Origin of the sequence: Alkalitalea saponilacus (genome assembly GCF_900168165.1) — a bacterium.
In the GTDB taxonomy this organism is placed as follows: domain Bacteria; phylum Bacteroidota; class Bacteroidia; order Bacteroidales; family Marinilabiliaceae; genus Natronoflexus; species Natronoflexus saponilacus.
The window spans coordinates 214563-230836 of the sequence record NZ_FUYV01000003.1; the positions used below are offsets into that span (position 1 = coordinate 214563).

At 41.7% G+C, this 16274-nt stretch carries 12 protein-coding genes; 10 read left to right on the forward strand and 2 right to left on the reverse strand.

Features of this window, described 5'->3' with window-relative positions; all coding sequences use genetic code 11:
- Positions 1–8: 8 nt before the first annotated feature.
- The gene (locus B5X70_RS04230) at positions 9–1415 is read right to left on the reverse strand and encodes a hypothetical protein (RefSeq protein ID WP_079556634.1); all 1407 of its coding nucleotides are present in this window, start codon (positions 1413–1415) and stop codon (positions 9–11) included.
- A 133-nt stretch (positions 1416–1548) separates the two neighbouring features.
- Here B5X70_RS04230 and B5X70_RS04235 point away from each other — a divergent pair, with 133 nt between their 5' ends.
- The 10 genes from B5X70_RS04235 (at position 1549) to B5X70_RS04280 (ending at position 14804) form a co-directional block, all read left to right on the forward strand.
- On the forward strand, positions 1549–3141 hold the full coding sequence (locus B5X70_RS04235; RefSeq protein ID WP_079556635.1) for a YfcC family protein: 1593 nt from the start codon (positions 1549–1551) through the stop codon (positions 3139–3141).
- A gap of 159 nt (positions 3142–3300) precedes the next feature.
- Positions 3301–3831: an NUDIX domain-containing protein gene (locus B5X70_RS04240; protein ID WP_079556636.1), complete on the forward strand. Its 531-nt coding sequence runs from the start codon at positions 3301–3303 to the stop codon at positions 3829–3831.
- Between the two features lie 33 nt (positions 3832–3864).
- Positions 3865–4215 carry a hypothetical protein gene (locus B5X70_RS04245; protein WP_079556637.1) on the forward strand — a complete coding sequence of 117 codons (351 nt, stop codon included), beginning with the start codon at positions 3865–3867 and terminating at the stop codon, positions 4213–4215.
- Between the two features lie 150 nt (positions 4216–4365).
- Entirely contained in the window at positions 4366–5178 is an 813-nt protein-coding gene (locus tag B5X70_RS04250; protein WP_079556638.1) for a universal stress protein, read from the forward strand.
- Positions 5179–5348: 170 nt separating this feature from the next.
- On the forward strand, positions 5349–6932 hold the full coding sequence (locus B5X70_RS04255) for an AbgT family transporter (protein ID WP_079556639.1): 1584 nt from the start codon (positions 5349–5351) through the stop codon (positions 6930–6932).
- A gap of 218 nt (positions 6933–7150) precedes the next feature.
- Positions 7151–8656, forward strand: a complete 1506-nt coding sequence (locus tag B5X70_RS04260; RefSeq protein WP_079556640.1) for an NAD(P)H-hydrate dehydratase — start codon at positions 7151–7153, stop codon at positions 8654–8656.
- Between the two features lie 36 nt (positions 8657–8692).
- Entirely contained in the window at positions 8693–9784 is a 1092-nt protein-coding gene (locus B5X70_RS04265) for a DUF4831 family protein (protein ID WP_079556641.1), read from the forward strand.
- 186 nt (positions 9785–9970) lie between these two features.
- Positions 9971–11428, forward strand: coding sequence for an aminoacyl-histidine dipeptidase (locus tag B5X70_RS04270; protein WP_079556642.1), 1458 nt, complete (start codon positions 9971–9973; stop codon positions 11426–11428).
- A gap of 19 nt (positions 11429–11447) precedes the next feature.
- On the forward strand, positions 11448–13004 hold the full coding sequence (locus tag B5X70_RS04275) for an MFS transporter (RefSeq protein WP_079556643.1): 1557 nt from the start codon (positions 11448–11450) through the stop codon (positions 13002–13004).
- Positions 13005–13007: 3 nt separating this feature from the next.
- On the forward strand, positions 13008–14804 hold the full coding sequence (locus B5X70_RS04280) for an ABC transporter ATP-binding protein (protein WP_232468305.1): 1797 nt from the start codon (positions 13008–13010) through the stop codon (positions 14802–14804).
- Between the two features lie 391 nt (positions 14805–15195).
- Here the strand turns inward: B5X70_RS04280 and B5X70_RS04285 are convergent, their stop codons facing one another.
- Complete coding sequence (locus tag B5X70_RS04285) at positions 15196–16188, reverse strand: L-threonylcarbamoyladenylate synthase (protein ID WP_079556644.1); 993 nt, start codon at positions 16186–16188, stop codon at positions 15196–15198.
- Positions 16189–16274 lie beyond the last annotated feature (86 nt).

The window sequence follows — 16274 nt, forward strand, 5'->3', positions numbered from 1 at the left end:
TTTAAAGTTTAATTTTCGGGGTTATACCGTTCTATCTCGCGGGCTATGGTGGATGCTGATGAGTTTAGAAGTTCTTCAAGTAACGCGGTTCCCGGTTTGATCTCTTTCCTGGCCTCAAAAAGCTCCTGCAATGACCTGATGGCTCTGCTTCCGGTTTCAACGCGGTCGGATTCGTGATCCTTATCGGCATCTCTCCAGGTTCCGGGAACTAAATGTTTGTGATTTCCGCTGAAATCGCCATATTCAATCTGATCCCTCTCTTCAAGGCTGATGGATTCACTGATCAAAATTTCACCGGTTTTAAAGTTAACAAGAGAAAACTCAATACCCAAATTTGCGATACTTCTTCTTTCAATTTTGGTATAGCTTGTTTTGCTGTATTCAGTGATTTTTTCTGTTGTTCCGTCTTCGTTTTCTACTTCTCTGCTGTGCTGAAGGTAAGCTCTTTGTGTGGTTCTGCGTACGGGGCTTGTCTGTTCTGACATTCTGGTTATTCTACCCAGCAAAATGTAATCGGTATTGATTGTAATTCCCCGGCGATTGATATAATCAATGGCCAACAAAGGATCGCTGAAGTTCTGATTTTGAAAGGCGGATGCCAGTGCCGGCTCATTGATGAGCCGGTAGAACGGGCTTTCAAGCCGGTTAATTGAACCAATTGTTTTGGTTTGAAGTTCTCTGGCTTTGGGTCTGTGCTCTCTTTCTACAGCCATAAATGGTATCACGGTGATGTGCATCATGGCTTCCTTGAGAGCTTCTTCTCTCAGTTGTAATGCGTTTTTATAATTGCCTGTTCTGGTAATGATGGAATGAAAAGTATTATAGGCACTTCTGTAAAGACCGTTGGCCATTAATTCCAGACCGTCCCGATAAACAGGTTCAAATGTTGCTGTTTTTAAATGGTCGGCAGCATCTTTGTATCGGTTATCAATGCTCAGTATTTCCTGAAAAATTGAACGAGCTGAAGAGAAGTTTTCCAGATCAATGGCTCTCAGACCATCCTGATATAAATCTTCCAGATGGCTCTCTTTTGAATCGTTGAAAAAAACCTGATAGTCGGAGTCAATGTCCAGCCTCACTCCCAAATTGGCTACCCGGGCTCTGTATGCTTCAACTTCCATAAAGGCATTAACGGCTTCGGCATGCTGGTTATTTCTGTGAAATGCCATGAAGTCTCTTAATTTGGTGTCAACCATTAATTGTCCGGTTCTCATAAGTCCCAATCGGGCATCCACATTGTTGCGGTTGGATGACAAAGCACGCATGTAGCTGTCTGCGGCATCCTGAAATAAACCTGAATTTTCAAGTTCCAGAGCCTGTTTGAGGTGTCTTTTAGAACCGCAGCCGGAAATAGTCAGCAGCAGAAGTAGCAGTGAAAAAAAATAAAGGACTGGTTTACAAGTATAAATACGCATATGAAATAATTAAGTTTTAGTTGATGAATTGATCTGAACTGGCTTTTTCAAAAACCATCGACCCGTAATATATACGAAAAAATCAGTGTTTGGTTTGAATTTTATTATTTTTGAAATTCAAAAATAATAATTTATGCTTCGAAAGGTACCCCATACTTATGTAATCGTCTTTTCCCTGATTTTGATCTCAGCTGTTGCAACTTGGTTTGTTCCCGGTGGACAGTACGTTCCAGTTGTGAATGACCAAGGTGTTGTTCAGGAGGGGATGCTGGTTTTTGAATCCATCGATAATCAACCACAAACCTGGGAGGTTTTTGCTGCCATGTTTCAGGGCTTTGAGCGGCAAGCAGGCATCATCGTGTTTATTCTGATGATTGGTGGAGCATTCTGGATTCTTAACGAATCCAGAGCCATTGATGTAGGCATCCGTTCTTTTCTGAAATTTACCTCGCAACTGGATAAATACCGGATAATGAGATGGCTTGGAACCGGCAACATCATCATCGTGTTCATCATGCTGATGTTTTCGGTTTTCGGGGCAGTTTTTGGTATGAGTGAAGAGACCATTGCCTTTATAATTATCCTGGTGCCACTGGCTATCTCTTTGGGATATGACTCGATTACCGGTGTAGGAATGGTTTTTGTGGCTGCGGGTCTCGGTTTTGCCGGGGCGGTTCTCAATCCATTTACCATAGGCATTGCGCAGGGACTGGCAGGGTTGCCATTATTCTCGGGGTTTGAATATCGTTTGTTTTGTTGGGTGGTCATCAATATCGTTGGAATCTCATTTATTCTGTGGCATGCCAATCGTGTAAAGCGCCGTCCCGAAAATTCTCCGGTTTATGAAGAAGATGCTTATTGGCGTGAGCATATCCACATCAATGATGTGGATAATGATGAATCTGTTACATATAAATCATCCTGGATTACATGGGGTATTACCCTAATTGCGTTGATTATTTTTTCATTTTCCCATCCTGAAACCACCCTTGTAATTGGTGGCGGTTCCGGTTTTACATGGTATTTCATCCCTTTAATCACGGTGCTTTTTGCTGTTACAGGATATTTATCCCTAAGGGTTTCATCGCCGGTTTTTGTTCTAAACCTGCTGGCTTATACAATTGTTTTCCTCATTGTTGGGGTGATGGGGTATCAGTGGTATATTATGGAAATCGCGGCCCTATTCTTTGCAATGGGGATTTTGTCCGGGTTGGCCATGAATAAAACAGCCGATCAAATTACCAATCTTTTTCTTGATGGAGCCAGAGACATCATGGCGGCAGCTCTCATTGTCGGTCTGGCCGGTGGTATCATTGTTATTTTGGAAGAAGGAAGAATTATTCACACCATCCTACACGCCATGGCAGGCGGAATGAGTGATTTAGGAGATGTTGCTTCGGTAGGAGTTATGTACGTCATTCAAACGGTCATAAACGTTGTCATTCCAAGTGGATCAGCAAAGGCAGCACTTACCATGCCAATTATGGCACCATTCAGCGATTTAATAGGGTTATCCCGACAAGCCACCGTAATGGCTTTTCAGTTTGGTGATGGCTTTACAAATATGATTACACCCACCTCCGGTGTGTTAATCGGCGTGTTAGGAGTTGCAAAAATTCCTTATGTGAAATGGGCTAAATGGATTGCTCCACTGATCATTATTCTTGGCGTTTTGGGATTCTTATTATTAATTCCAACAGTTACCATGGATCTGAATGGCTTTTAAGTGCCTGGATTTGATTTTCAGGTATATGCAAAACTATCGACTAAGTGCGTAAATATTTATAACCAAGCATATGCCATCGTCTAGCATCTAAATTTCTAATCCCGATGCATCGGGAAACGATCTATTGTCAATAATATAATCTTTTAAGAATCTCTCGTAATGACCGATCCTGTTGACGTAATTAAGTATTGTCCCAAATGTGGATCATCGGAATTTTACTCCGATGATAAAAAATCTTTTACCTGTGGGGTATGTGGATTTAATTTTTACGTGAATTCCGCAGCGGCAGTGGCCGCGCTCATTTTAAACGAAAAGGGAGAGCTTCTGTTAACACGTCGGGCATTGAATCCAAATAAAGGGATGCTTGATTTGCCGGGTGGATTTGTAGATCCAGGTGAAAAGGTTGAAGATGCTCTTATCCGGGAAATTGACGAGGAACTTAATCTGGAAGTTACTTCACTAAGGTATTTGGTTTCGTGGCCCAATCGGTATGTTTTTTCAGGGTACACGGTTTTTACCATCGACCTTGGGTTTGTTTGTGAAGTAAAGACTTTTGATGGCATCGGGTTTCATGATGATATTTCAGGATTCGAGTTCATTGCACCTCATAAAATTGATAACTCACAAATTTGCAGTGAGTCCATTCGGCAAATAATTGACTTCTATCGAAGGGATATTGGACAGAAGTGATTAAATTTAGTTGTCTAAAAAAGGTTTCTTGTCATGGAAAATGTCAATGGCTTTTGGAGGTTTAACGAAGAGTTTGACTATGGTCGTAAAGTTGGTGAGGTGCGACTGTTTCAGGATGGAGAAGATATATCAGGTATTCTGGTGTTTAAGGAGTGGGATGAAAACGAAGAATTCATCATGGTGCGTTGTCATCTTGAAGGTTCTTTAAAAGGGAATAAACTTGAGTTCAAAGATCTAAAAACTAAATTATTACTTGGTAAGGAAGGTGATGAGTATCTGCCTGAAAGCCGAGAAGGAGTTATCAATGAACTTGGTCAGATCGTTGGAAGTACCATTGATGCGGAGGGGGTTTCTGGAATATTTGTGATGGAGCGTTACAAGTAGTATTTATAAAACTTGATGTTTTCTTTGATTTTTGCGTAATTCTTCTTAAATTAAGTAACAGTAAAACGGGGTTTCCCGATGGCTTGACCCGGCTATGCAAATTAATAGTACAGCATAGTTGAAGTAAGTTGAACTCAGAACTGTTACATTATGAAACGAATTCTATTATTGACAGATTTTTCTGAAACAGCCAGGAATGCATGTCGTTATGCATTGGAGATGTTTCAGAATCACAAAGTGCAGTTTTATCTGCTCAATGCCTATGATGCCGAGTTCGGAGGGAGCCCATATGTGATGCAAGTTAAGGAAGAAATGGCCGAGGAAAGTCTACGTGGCCTTAAAAGAGAACTCGAAGAACTGCACTCCGATTACCCAAATGCCAGGGTTGAACTCGCCAGTCGATTTGGTCCATTGGTTGATGTGCTAATCAAAGAAAATCATGAAGATGGCATCGATCCTGAATTTATTGTTTTTGGTTGTAGAGGTGAAAGCGCCCTGGAAAATTTTCTTTTAGGTAGTAACGCCTATGATGTCATCAAGCACGTTCATAATCCAATGATGGCAGTACCTAAAACAGCACAATACCGGTCTCCTGATAAAGTGGTGTTTGTCACTGATTTCAAGACCATTGATCAGAAAATCGCAACCCCTGTTCTGGATCTGGTCAATATGTTTAACTCCGAACTGCTTTTTGTCAATGCCATACAGGAAGAAGAGATAGACAGACTCTCATCCGAAAGACGGGTGGCATCTTTTTTCCCAGGCGTAAAACTTAGCTTCCATTTTGTGGATGGAGATGATGTATGCCGAAGCATTTGTGATTTTACCGAGGAAAATGCTGCTGAAATGGTTGTAATGGTTCGACATAACTACAGTTTTTTTGAGAGGCTTTTTCATCCCAGTCTGACAAAAAAAATGGTGATGCATCCACAATTCCCAATGGTAATTCTGCATGCCCGGTAGTGAGTTTTTTGTTTTCTTTTGCGGATAATGGAGATTAAATCTGATATTTGTTAGAATCAGGCTGCAAAAAATATCTTATTTTTGAAACTTTGTTTGTCCTGAAGCAAGTATTAATCCTGTTATTAAACAGGGTTTTATTGATATAGTAACTGCAAAAGAAAATTATAGTTATGAGTGAAACCAAGAAAGATGGATTCTTTAAAAGAGTCCTCGATAAAGTGGAGGTGATAGGTAACAAGCTGCCACAGCCGGTAACTTTATTTGCTATACTGATGGGGATAGTCTTGATTCTGTCATGGATATTTGGTGGCGGAATTCCCTGGCTAATAGAAGGAACTTCAGTATTGAAGCCTGGAACCGGAGCTGATACCGGTGTTGCAGCTGAATACATCAAGGTTAAAAATCTGTTAACCAAGGATGGTTTACAGCAGGTGTTTACCAACATGGTGGATGTTTTTGCCACTTTTCCCCCACTGGGATTGGTGTTGGTGGTTATGCTGGGTATTGGTGTTGCTGAGCACACAGGGATGATTGCCGTTGCTCTTAAGGTGTTTGTTTCTAAGGTTCCTAAATATTTAATAACCTTTTCGATTGTTGTAGCCGGTATGATCAGCTCGGTTGCTGCCGATGCTGGTTATGTGGTGCTGATTCCCATGGGTGGAGCCATCTTTTTAGGAATGGGGCGGCATCCCCTCGCAGGAATTGCAGCTGCTTTTGCAGGTGTTTCCGGAGGTTTTGGAGCCAATTTCCTGCCAACCGGACTGGATCCGATGATAGCAGCCTTTACAGAGCCTGCTGCTAACCTCATTGATCCTGCATACACTGTAAACCCCCTTTCTAACTGGTACCTTATGGCTGCGTCCGTACCATTGGTTGGTATTGCCGGAACTTGGGTTACCGAGAAAATTCTTGTTCCTCGTTTGGGATTATACACACCCGAAGAAGGACTTGATCTGGAAGAGCAAACCAATGATGTAACCCGTACTGAGAAAAAAGCCCTGATGTGGTCCATGATTTCGGTGCTTGCCCTGATTGGTCTGGTTGTGCTGGCCATTGCTCCAGAAAACGGATTGTTGCGAGGAGACTTTGATGAAGTTTTAGGTACAAACAGTTTTCAGCCATTTTATAGTTCTTTGGTGCCAATCATGTTCATCATCTTTTTTGTGGCTGGTTTAGTATATGGCATTGTAGCCAAAACCATTAAAACCGATAAGGATGTTTCCGATATGACGGCCAAATCCATGTCAACCATGGGATTGTATATTGTGATTGCATTTGTTGCAGCACAGTTTGTAGCTTATTTCAACTGGTCAAATCTGGGAAGTGTTCTGGCAGTGAAAGGTTCTGATGGTTTGCAAGCCATAGGTTTTACAGGAATTCCGCTGTTGGTTGGCTTTATCCTGATATCGTCGTTGGTTAACCTTGTGATGGGAAGTGCTTCAGCTAAATGGGCTTTATTGGCACCGATTTTTGTCCCTATGCTGATGCTGATGGGATATTCTCCCGAAACTACACAGGCGGCATATCGTATCGGTGATTCATATTCCAATATACTTACTCCTTTGCTTCCATACTTCCCTCTGGTAATTGTATTTGCACAGAAGTATGTTAAAAATGTGGGAATCGGAACGCTTATTTCAATGATGTTGCCATACGCCATCGCATTTATGATTGTAAGAATACCAATGTTTGTGGCTTGGATCATGCTTAATTTACCATTGGGTATTCAAGGCCCCATTTATTATAATCCCTGATTATAGAAATGATATAAGCAGATTGTTGCAATCTAATCATTGCCTTTCTCTTTTAGCATATAACTAAACAAACAGTCCTGCTCCTTTTTTGGAGCAGGACTGTTTGTTTTATCTATGTTTCATAATGTTTCTGTCAACTATTCTTTTTAAATTTGTTAATGTTGAAAATTTCAATCATTTTCTGTTTTTGGAAAGCATCATAAAATTATCAATATTAAATGAAGATATTTCCTGTAAAAACCATAGCTGAAATAGATCAATATACCGTTGAAAATGAACCGATACTGTCTATAAACCTGATGGAGAGAGCATCCCGTCGGTTATTTGATAAAATAGATTCAATATACCGGGATCGTCCTTTTGTGGTAGTTGCAGGAGCAGGGAACAATGGAGGAGATGCTCTGGCTCTCTCTAGAATGTTGCTTCTGGCCGGGTATGATACAACCATTCTTTTGCTAAAAACGGATGGTTTATCGACCGACACCGCATTAAATTTTGAGAGATTAAAACACATTCGGCAATCTAAAGTTATTTTGTACCAATCTTTAGAGGATTTACCAAGCATCTCATCAAATCATGTGATTGTTGATGGTCTTTTTGGTTCTGGTTTAAACCGCCCATTAGAAGGAAAAGCATTGGAATTGGTGCAATGGATGAATGGATTGAATGTTGAGATTGTAGCAATTGATATTCCTTCAGGATTGATGGGTGAAGATAATTCCGGTAACAACCCGGATGGAATAGTAAAAGCCCGCAGGACTTTTACGTTTCAATTTCCAAAACTATCATTTCTTTTCCCTGAAAACCACAAATATACCGGGCAATGGGAGATCATAGATATTGGGTTGCACCCTGAAAAAATCGCCGAACTTAACAATTCATGGTATTTCATTGACAGGGATATTTGCAGGGAACTTCTTCCACAGCGAAGTTGTTTCGATCACAAAGGAATCATGGGGCATACTTTGTTGATTGCCGGGAGTTATGGGAAAATGGGCGCTGCCGTGTTATCAGCGCGTGCCTGTCTCAAATCGGGTACGGGACTACTGACAGTTCAGGTGCCTCACGATACCTGCCAGGTTATGCATGCAGCAGTTCCTGAAGCCATGGTTAACATCGATAGGTCGGATTTAATGTTCACTGAGTTTCCTGAACTTTCTACCTTCTCAGCAGTTGGTGTGGGTCCCGGAATTGGCGTTCGATCCAATGCTGTTAAAGCATTGGATGCACTATTGGAGTCCATAGGTGATATTCCTTTGGTTCTGGATGCAGATGCCATCAACATCATTGCCCAAAATCCATATATGAAAGAGAAACTCCCGCCTGATGCGATTTTGACTCCACATCCCGGAGAATTCAAGCGTTTGGTCGGGGAGTGGAACAACGAATTTGAACGGTTGGAGAAGGCTAAGGATTTTGCTACACAAAATAAGATTATACTGGTTTTAAAAGGAGCCTATACAACTGTTGTGCTGCCTTCAGGTGTTTGTTACTTTAACTCAACCGGAAATGCAGGCATGGCGACTGCAGGAAGCGGAGATGTACTCACAGGCATAATTCTTGCTATGTTGGGACGGAAGATGGATGCCTGGAAAGCTGCTGTGGCCGGGGTGTATATTCATGGCCTTGCCGGAGATATTGCTTGCTCAACAGAAGGTGAAGAGGCTTTAATTGCATCAGACATCATAAATTCACTTGGAAAAGCGTTTATAAATACAAAGTAATTGATTTTTACCCTAAAACAATTTAACTATTTTCAAATGAAGCAGATAGGATTATTTTTATTGATAGCTATACTTTTTGGAGGTTGCTCATCCAAAGAGACTCTAACCCATGGAAGTGTAGAACAAGTCAACAGCGATTATCCAACCGGACACGGATTGTGGTATTATTTACCGGAAACGGTCATACAAGTTGAAATCATTGCAGAAAAAACTGTTGCCCGTTCGGGTCCTTTTTTCCGGTTTTCCCAGAGATTTTTGAATGTTTCGGATGTGATTACCGAGAATAAGGAAGAGTGGCGCATTGTGGGGGCGAAGGTTACTACAATTGGACGACCTGATAAAACCCGGCTGTTTAGAGTTGAAGCCAGCGGCAACCCTTCGGTTACCGCTTTAACTCTTTCTGAAGGCGGCGTTTTACATGGCATAAATGTACCTTTTGTTGCTCATGGTATTGCCAAACCTGCAAAATCTGATCAACCCGTTATTAGTCTGGCCGATATCAATTTTAACGATGTACCTTTTACCGAAGACCAATTGATTAGAACCAGCAGTACTGCCATGGCTGAGGAGGTTGCAAGGGAGATTTACAGACTGCGCCAAATGCGTTCTAATATTCTTGAAGGGGATGTAGATTTGTTGCCGCCCGATGAAGGTTCTTATGCCATTGTTATGGCTGAAATTGACCGAAAAGAACAATCATATTTAGAGCTGTTTACCGGACGAACAAGAACTCAAAAGGTAAGCCGAGTGTATGAATTTGTGCCCAGACCTGGCAGGTCATTAAATATGGTTCTTTTGCGTTTCTCTCATCAGAACGGATTTCTTGATTCGATGGATGTGAGTGGAACTCCGGTTTATATTGAAGTCGATGTTCATGAGCAGGTCGCTCATAATTTTTTAAAGGATGAGCATGACAAAAGTCCAAACCGGCGCGGGATGGTTTATTGTAATCCTGTTGAGGCAGTTGTCAGGGTTATTGACAGAACCCTTTTGCTTAACGAGCAAAAGGTGAATCTGGCTCAGTTTGGTCAATTGATGCGCATGCCGGCCGATCTGTTGGATGCAAACAATGTGGTTGTTGAGATGGACGTGAGTACCGGCGCATTGAAAAGGATCTCATATAAATAGTTGCTTGCTCCAATTTAGTAAGAAAGTATCACGGAGTTTCACGGAGAATAGACAGAGGGAAAACATAACTTAGTTTATCACCGTGCTTTCTCCGTGTAATTAGGAGAAATCACGGAGCATCACAGTTGAAAATATAATACCTCCATGTTACAACAGGGGTAATAATAACCACAAAAAACAGATAATATGACACATCCATTGAAGTCTCTAAAACCGGATAAGCTTTGGGAGCAGTTTTACAACCTGACCACCATTCCTCGTCCATCTAAAAAAGAGGAAAAGGTGGTGGAATACGTGAAGAATTTTGGAGAAAAACTGGGTTTGGAGACCATAGTTGATGAGGTTGGTAATGTCATCATCCGAAAACCTGCCACTGCAGGTTTTGAAGATCGCAAAGGAGTGATTCTGCAATCGCATCTTGATATGGTTCCTCAAAAAAACAGCGATAACAACCATAACTTTGAAACCGACCCCATTGAAACATACATTGAGAATGGATGGGTAAAAGCCCGGGGAACCACATTAGGTGCCGATAATGGCATTGGTGTGGCTGCAATTTTAGCTGTTTTGGCCTCCGATGATCTTCAGCACGGACCTGTGGAAGGTTTATTTACCATTGATGAGGAGGCCGGGATGACTGGTGCTCATCGTTTAAAACCGGGTCTTTTGAATGGTGAGATACTTCTAAATCTTGATTCGGAAGATGAAGGAGAATTGTATGTAGGGTGTGCAGGCGGAACCAATGCCAATATGATTTTCTCATTCAGAGAAGAACCTGTACCTGATGATCACGTTGCATTCAGAATCTCACTAACAGGTTTGAAGGGTGGTCATTCAGGACTAGATATAAACCGAGGACGAGCCAATGCCAATAAATTACTGTTCAGATTTATCAAACATGCTGTTATACACCTGGGAGCCAGATTAGCTGATGTTGACGGAGGTAGCCTTCGCAACGCCATTCCACGTGAGGCTTTTGCCGTGTTAACCGTGCCAAAGGAGGAGGTTGTTGAATTTGTTGAAGAAGTACACAATTTTGAAGTTCAGTTTTGTCAGGAATACAATACCTCCGAACCAGATATTTTATTTAAAATTGAGGAAACAGATATCCCAGCCTTTGTCATTGAGGAAATTGTTCAGGATGATTTAATCAACGCAATTCAGGCCTGCCCGAATGGAGTGATTCGAATGAGTGCCGATATGGAGGGGTTGGTTGAAACTTCTTTGAATCTGGCCATTGTAAAAACAGAAGGTCACGAGGTAAAAGCCCTTGCATTGTTGCGAAGTTCTGTGGAGAGTACCAAAGAGGATTTGGAATCTTCATTGGAGAGCCTTTTTCGCTTGGCTGGAGCCGAAATATGGTTCGATGGTCATTACCCGGGCTGGAAACCCAATTTGCAAAGCGGTATTTTAAAAACCATGCAGGAGGTTTATAATCAAAAATGGGGAGTAACCCCTGAAATTAAAGCCATTCATGCCGGTTTGGAGTGCGGAATTTTGGGAAGTGCTTATCCACATTGGGATATGATATCTTTTGGCCCTACCATCCGATTCCCGCATTCACCAGATGAAAAGGTTGATATTGCAAGCGTCGAAAAGTTCTGGGAGTACCTCGCTGCAATGTTGAAGGAAGCAGGTAAATAAGTCATTAATTAAATATTTTATGCAAAAAACACTACGCGATTCGGCTGCATTGAGGTGGCTGGTTCTGATTCTGATAAGCAGTCTTCTGTTTTCAACTTATTGGTTTTATGATTTTTATGGCGGTATTAAAGGTCTTATGGAACGGGAGATGGGAATTTCCAGTGAGGAGTATGGCCGCATTATGTCGTCTACCACATTTGCCAATGTTATTGGGATGATCATTCTGGGAGGAATCATTCTCGACCGTTGGGGAATACGTCTGGCCGGTCTGGTGTTTGGGGGATTATCATTTTTAGGAGCAATTATTTCAGCCGCTGCTGTGGCCGGTTGGTTTGGCGATGATAAATCAACCATGTTGATATGGTCGATTACCGGAAGGGTTCTTTTTGGAATTGGAATGGAGGTGGTGTGTGTGATGGTAACCCGTACCATTGTGAAATGGTTCATGGGTTATGAAATGGCACTGGCCATGGCCTTAAATATCGGATTTGGCCGTTTAGGAACGGCCATGGGAATGGCCGTGGCTCCCGATTTGGCCGCAGGTGGATCTATTAGTCCGGCGTTCAGTTTCGCAGCCATTCTTATCGGCATATCATTGGTGTTTTTTATCATTTATATCTTTTTCGATTTAAAAATTGACAAACAGCGTTCTGAATCAGGAATAGTTACGGAGGGAGAGGTTGATGAAGAAAAGTTCCGTTTTGCGGATTTCAGGAAGCTGATTACCAACCGATCGTTTATATACATCGCTCTGTTGTGCATGGTGTTTTATTCGGCAGTGTTTCCTCTGTTGGCATATGCACCGGATTTGTTGGTCAATAAATACGGGTTTTCTTATGAAATGGGATCGCAAGGGGAATTTGCCATGTTTGGTAGTGCCGTACTTGGTACAGCTTTCATTTTTGTACTGTTGCTCATTTTCGGGCTCAGTTTTTCAATGATCCCCCGATCATTGAAAAAAAATGGACATAAGCTGTTAAGTTTTATGGTAATCTCTGTGTTATTTTTGGGATACGTTTATATTCTGCGTGATGTTTTCTCTGAATGGCTGGTGAATGGTCCAAAAACAGCCTCTTTAATTCCCATGGGAACCATATTGTTCACACCAATTTTCGGAAGCATTGTAGATAAGCGAGGAAAAGCTGCCACTCTTATGATGATTGGATCTGCTTTGCTTGTTTTTGCGTACCTTTCCCTGTCGGTGTTTAATCACGTATATCTTGGTTACTTGGGATTAATCAGCCTTGGAATTGCTTTTTCACTGGTACCGGCAGCCATGTGGCCTGCCGTTGCGCGAATTGTTGCCGAAAACCGGTTGGGAACTGCATATGGCACCATGTTCACTTTACAAAACTGGGGGCTTGCAGCTTTTTTCTGGGGGATTGGAGCTCTTCTGGACTTTGTAAATCGTCACCGATTATCTGACATAGAAGCCGAAACGGCAGCTTATGATTACACTATACCTGTTCTGATGCTGGCTTTGCTGGGGGTGATTTCAGCCTGGTTAGCATATAAGCTCAAACAAGCGGATAAATTACAAGGTTACGGACTTGAAAACCCAGGTATAACCCAATAAGATTTGAAGAATTCCTGGAAACATATTCGCACCATATTAAAGTATGTTTGGAACAGTTCACCAGGGTGGACTGTTCTGAACATCCTTCTGGTTTTGATTCGCGGAGTTTTACCACTGCTTCTGCTCTATTTGGTTAAACTCCTCGTTGACGAGATTCAGACCATTGCTGCATTGCCTCTGGATGAAAGGGATTTTAGTCTTCTATTAACGGTCTTGATTGCAGCCGGCGTCATTTTTTTAATCAATGCGTTGACAGCATCTCTGGGTTTATTGGTGAGAGAAAGACAATCGTATGTCATTTCTGATTTTTTCGATAATCTGATTCACGATAAAACAACCAGCCTGGAATACGGTTATTTTGAACATCCCGAATATCAGAGTATTTTCTATCGGGCGCTAAATGAGGCATCTTTTCGTCCTTCGCGTATTTTTTACGGAGTACTTGGGGTAATTCAGAATTTCATTACCATTCTGGTAATGGGTGGCGTATTGTTAATGGTTCATTGGTCTGTTTCTGTAATCCTGTTGTTGATTACACTTCCTGTTTCCTGGATTCGTTTAAGACATGCAAGAGATCTGTTCCGGTTTAAAAAAGATAACACCCTTCTTGAGCGGGAGGTCAATTATTACAACCGTTTAATTACAGCTCCGGAATTTGCAAAAGAGGTTAGAGCCTTTGACTTGAGCGGTTTGTTTCGGCGCCGTTTTTTTAACAGGAAAAGAAAATGGAGGCAAACTCAATTTTCGATGCTGGTAAATAAAACACGTCGTGAAATAGTTGTGCAACTTCTGGCTGCGACCTGTTTCTTTTTGGTTTATGGTTTGATAGCCTGGAAAGCCTTCGACGGACAGATTTCCATTGGGGAGGTGGTTCTATATTTTCTGGCCATGCAAAGAGGATATGCCTATTTACAGGAGTTTCTTGGCCGTTCTTCTTCATTATATCAGGACTCACTGTTTCTGGATAACTTATTTGAGTTTATTGATCTTCGTGAAGAGTCAAAGGCTGTTGAGAGTAAAGCGTCACTCTCATTTCCGTCTCCCATTCAAAGCGGGATTGAGTTTCGAAACACAGGGTTTCATTATCCATCCAATAACCGGTGGATATTACGAAATTTAAACCTCAAAATATTACCTGGTGAAACCATAGCGCTTGTTGGTGCTAACGGTACCGGAAAATCAACCATTGTCAAGCTTTTGTGCAGTCTTTATCAGCCTGTGGAAGGGGAGATATTGGTGGATGACATTCCCTTGAGTAAAATAGTAGATTCCCAACGAGTGGCAAACATCAGCGTTATTTTTCAGGATTTTATCCTCTATAATGTTACGGCACGAGAGAATATCTGGTTTGGAGACGCTCAAAAACCTGCCGATGATGATCTGATAAAACAGGCTGCTAACCGTGCCGGAATCAACAACGTGATTGAGGGTTTCGAGAAGGGGTATAATACGACCTTAGGAACTGTTTTTGAAGGGAGTGAGCAGATGAGTCCGGGCCAATGGCAACGACTTGCGTTGGCGCGCTCTTTCTACAACAATTCTCAACTCATCATCCTTGATGAACCCACCAGTTCATTGGATGCCTTCTCTGAGGCTAAATTATTAAAATATATTCGTTCGGTTACAGAAAACCGCACGGCGTTAATCATATCTCACCGATTGTCAACCATTCGGATGGCCGATCGTGTGATTGTTCTGGAGGGAGAACAAGTTACTGAGACAGGTTCTTATGAAGAGCTCATGAGCAAAAACGGCTCATTCAAGAAAATGGTGGATGCACTTTCTGATTCGTTTATTTGAGGTTGGAAGGTTCAAGGGTGACAAGGTTCTCCGGTAATTAGACACAGCGAAGTACCAATAGGTTCAATATTTCTGAGGTTATGGTTTTGAAGTTCGAGGTTCAAAGTTCGAGGTTCGAGGTTTTAAATTTAAGGTTTTCGGTTTGAAAACATTGAGCGGAAAACATAGAACATTAAACATTGACCTTGTGTGGATTGTGTGATTTAAAAAGCACACCTCCGGCGTGCTTTTTCTCAACGAAACATTTATTCTGTCAACATTTGCCACCTACGGCGGCATTCATTTTTCTCAAAGGCTTTGCAATTTGCACACTCCTGTCTCCAGTTTTCCGCTTCCATTTCTCCCTGTCACCTTTCTACCATAAACTACTGTATGACCTATGCAAAAAAAATCAGATTTGAATTTCATCATCAGATGCTAGGGTACTGTACCTGTAAGCCGCTTTGTTCATCCGATCCATGATGGCTAAACCAATTCCTTCCGTCTTAACTTTTAGTGCATAAATCTGTTCTACCTCGGGATCAGATTCCAGATCATGCAATACGGTAAACATATTTGAAGCAGCCTCAAGTAAATCTCCTTTATCGGAGAGCAATCTGATTCGCTGCTCGACTCCTTCTGGTACCTCGTGTGGTTCAAAAAGCATTAATCGCACATACTCCGGAATTTCATCGGGCATTTCATCCAATAAATAGAGTGGCTTTCGAGGAGAGTAGTGACTCTTTAATTGTCCAGGTGCCTGAATATGGTTTTCTGTACTGGATATGGATACATTGGTATCGGGAAAATCAGTTTTAATTTGTTCCGGAGTAATGGCTCCATGTCGCAAAACCTCAATGTTATTACCATTTACAGAGACAATAGTAGACTCAATTCCATAGTTGGTTTTGCCGCCTTCCACTAAATAATCAATTGTAGTGAGTTGTTCTCTTACATGCTCAGGTTCTGTAGGGCTCAACCGTCCAAATAAATTGGCGCTGGGAGCAGCCACCGGCACACCTGCTTGTTTAATTAGTTTAAGCGCAACAGGATGTTTCGGCATTCTTACAGCCACAGTTTTAAGTCCCGCAGTAACAATAGCTGGGACTTTCCTTGATTTTGGAGCCACAATTGTAAACGGTCCAGGCCAGTACTTTTCTGCTAAACGCGTAATCAATGCTGGTACAGGAGTTTTGAATACGGATTCCAGTTGCTCTGTGGAAGAGATGTGTAGAATTAACGGATCGAAAGATGGTCGTTTTTTTGCTTCAAAGATTTTTGCTACTGCTTTAGCATCAAATCCATTTGCTCCCAACCCGTAAACTGTTTCGGTAGGAAAGGCAACCAATTTACCCTCCCTGATTAATTTTGAAGCAAAGATGATGTCTTTTCCTGATTTAATCATTAAACATCAACTTAAAAATAAAGAAAACTATGTTTGAACTTTTCTGAAATCCCCAAATTAAATCTCTTTGTTGGGATCTGTGCTGA